Source organism: Frankia sp. CeCAU1 (genome assembly GCF_977971845.1).
Genome location: NZ_CDWWXA010000153.1, coordinates 8,184 through 10,509 on the forward strand (window position 1 = coordinate 8,184; position 2,326 = coordinate 10,509).

Annotated in this window: 3 protein-coding genes; 2 read left to right on the forward strand and 1 reads right to left on the reverse strand. The window is 60.1% G+C overall.

All coding sequences use genetic code 11. The features are described from left to right. The first annotated feature begins 111 nt into the window (after positions 1 to 111). On the forward strand, positions 112 to 567 hold the full coding sequence (locus tag AC08OO_RS20175) for a GntR family transcriptional regulator (RefSeq protein WP_476618904.1): 456 nt from the start codon (positions 112 to 114) through the stop codon (positions 565 to 567). Here the strand turns inward: AC08OO_RS20175 and AC08OO_RS20180 are convergent. Then, positions 520 to 1,794, reverse strand: coding sequence for a helix-turn-helix domain-containing protein (locus AC08OO_RS20180; protein WP_476618905.1), 1,275 nt, complete (start codon positions 1,792 to 1,794; stop codon positions 520 to 522). The genes AC08OO_RS20175 and AC08OO_RS20180 overlap by 48 nt on opposite strands. Positions 1,795 to 2,068: 274 nt before the next feature. Here AC08OO_RS20180 and AC08OO_RS20185 point away from each other — a divergent pair, with 274 nt between their 5' ends. Then, complete coding sequence (locus AC08OO_RS20185; protein ID WP_476618906.1) at positions 2,069 to 2,227, forward strand: hypothetical protein; 159 nt, start codon at positions 2,069 to 2,071, stop codon at positions 2,225 to 2,227. The last annotated feature ends 99 nt before the right edge of the window (positions 2,228 to 2,326 follow it).

Below are 2,326 nucleotides of genomic sequence, written 5' to 3' on the forward strand. Positions count from 1 at the left end.
TCCTCGTAGTAACCGCCGAGGAACCAACGTTTAGCGTCGGGCGTCCTGTGATCGGCTGCCTGTTGATCACTCGACGGGATCTTCTAGGTCAGCTCGGGGGCGGTCGACGTCATGCTGAGGAGACCGGCATCCGACCCAGTTACGATCGTGACCATCGTCTGTCCATCGGAGGGGGATCGAGTGCCAGACCTGGAACGGAGTGGCTCCGCAGCGATCGCTGATCACTACCGAGCGGAGATCGCACACGGTCGGCTCCTGCCTGGCGAACATCTCCCCACCGTTCGTGAACTGGCCCAACATTGGAAGGTCGCCCGACCCACAGTCGACAAGGCGATCTCGATTCTCAAGGCCGAGGGCCTTGTCTACACGGCAGGCCGGGGTGGAACCGTCGTCCGCGGCGAGGAGGACGGTGAGTCGACGGTTGCGATCGCACTAGACGATCAGATAGAAGTTATTTCCACTGAAGTCGTTACAGCTTCAGAGAATGTTGCACGGCAACTCAAGGTAGCCGCCAATAGTTCAATCCTGGTTATTCATCTGCGCCGGAGTGGTAGCGATGTTGCGTAGCTGATCAAGGTAGCTGTCTACATCCGGGTGAGTGGTATGATTCTCCTGCAGAACCGCCGACAGTTCCCGAGAGCACATCAGCAGAGATGGAAGTGATTTTCGGTCGCCAACCAAGGCGCGCTGACCATAAGCTACAGCTTGATCTACGTCGCCCCCTCGCGCCGCCACGACACCGAGTGTTATACGCGCTTCAGCGTTACGCATCGGGGACCGCTCGTGCCCACTAAAGTCCGTGCCGGCTTCGATCACGTGACGGGCGTAATTTTCGGCAAGCCTATCTTCGCCCAATATCCGATAGCAGTCCATCGCATAGAAATCGAACTTCGCAGGGTCGACCACGAAATGGTTGTCAATGTTTTCAGGGTAAGGCAGCTTTTCAAGCATTGACCGCCCTTGGTCAAGGGCTACCTCCACTTGCCGCCGATCACCGATCCTCGCCCAAGCCTTTGCTCTCTGTGCCGCGAGCTGTACCGATACGCCCGCGTTTGGCGCGATGCACTGCCCGGTCTCGCCTGCCACGATGGTCCCACTGTAGTCGCCCTGAGTAAGCGAGTACCAGGCTTGCATCTCATGGGCCCACCCAATGATTTCCCCGTGACCCGCTTCGTCGCCGAGCGACAACGCTGCCCTGCGAGTGGCCTCCGCCGCCCTCTTATCTCCTAGATCATATTCAACACATCCCACCAGAAGCGCGATCCATCCCGCCTGCACGAGTAGTTCACGATGCTGGGCAAGAGTTAGACGCTGATCCAATATGCGAATGATTCTCTTCAGCCAGGAACGTCCTTCCGTTTGCAGTTGGAGGGATGGCGACGAAGCATATTCGCAACACAACCTCTCGGTTGTTATCGTCAGAGCATCAAGAGTTCCTTGACCAACATCGGACAGCCTCAATCGGGAAACAATTTCAAGAGTATCCATTCCTGTTGCCACGAGCAGATCTCTCTCGGGCGAAGGTAGCTTTGGCGCGTGGAATAGGGCTCCTGTGACGGTCCCGAAAGCCTTGGCCAGCAAGGGGCGGTAAAACTCGTCGGGAAACGCATCACCCGCTTCCCATCGCTTCCAATTTCGAATCAAGTTGCTATCGCTGGGTAGTGCGATGCTGCCGGCATGTCCGCGTAGCACTCGAACAGCTTCGGCTTGAGACCAGCCGCGCGCGTCTCGCTCTTCCCGGATTCGGCGTGCCCACGCTGGGCGCTGACCGTCAGTCCTTGGTTCGTCGGTCACAAGACCACCCCTTCAGAACGGATCCACCCTCTCAGTGTGCGACGTCGTGAGGGTCGATGTGTCGGGAGGGACGCGGGTTGTCCCCAAGGGCGCCCCCATGCCTGTCACCGGGTCGTCACCTTTTGCGTTCGCCCGGAACGCGGCAACGTACTGCTTGATCGAGCACGCCGCCGCTTGACATACGGCCTATGCCAATGCAGTATGGCCCATGTCAGATGCGGACCCCCGCCGCTCAGCCGCCAAGCACGCGCGGCGGGGGTCCTGAGTCCCACTCATGCAGGAGGAGACCTTGTTCAAGCATGCCCTGTCCCGGCCGATGCCGGGTGATGACAACGGTGGCCGGCCGTGGCCGACGTTGCCGGACGACCCGGAGCCGAAGAAGTGGGTCGTGATCGTCGATGGCAACGGCAAGCCGAAGGGTGGTGGCCGCTGATGTCGCGGTTCGCTCGGGTTGAGTGGCGTACCTGCACCAGGTGCAGCGCGAGCTACAGCGCGGAACGGGGGCACCCGGGGTGCCGGGCCGGGACGACGG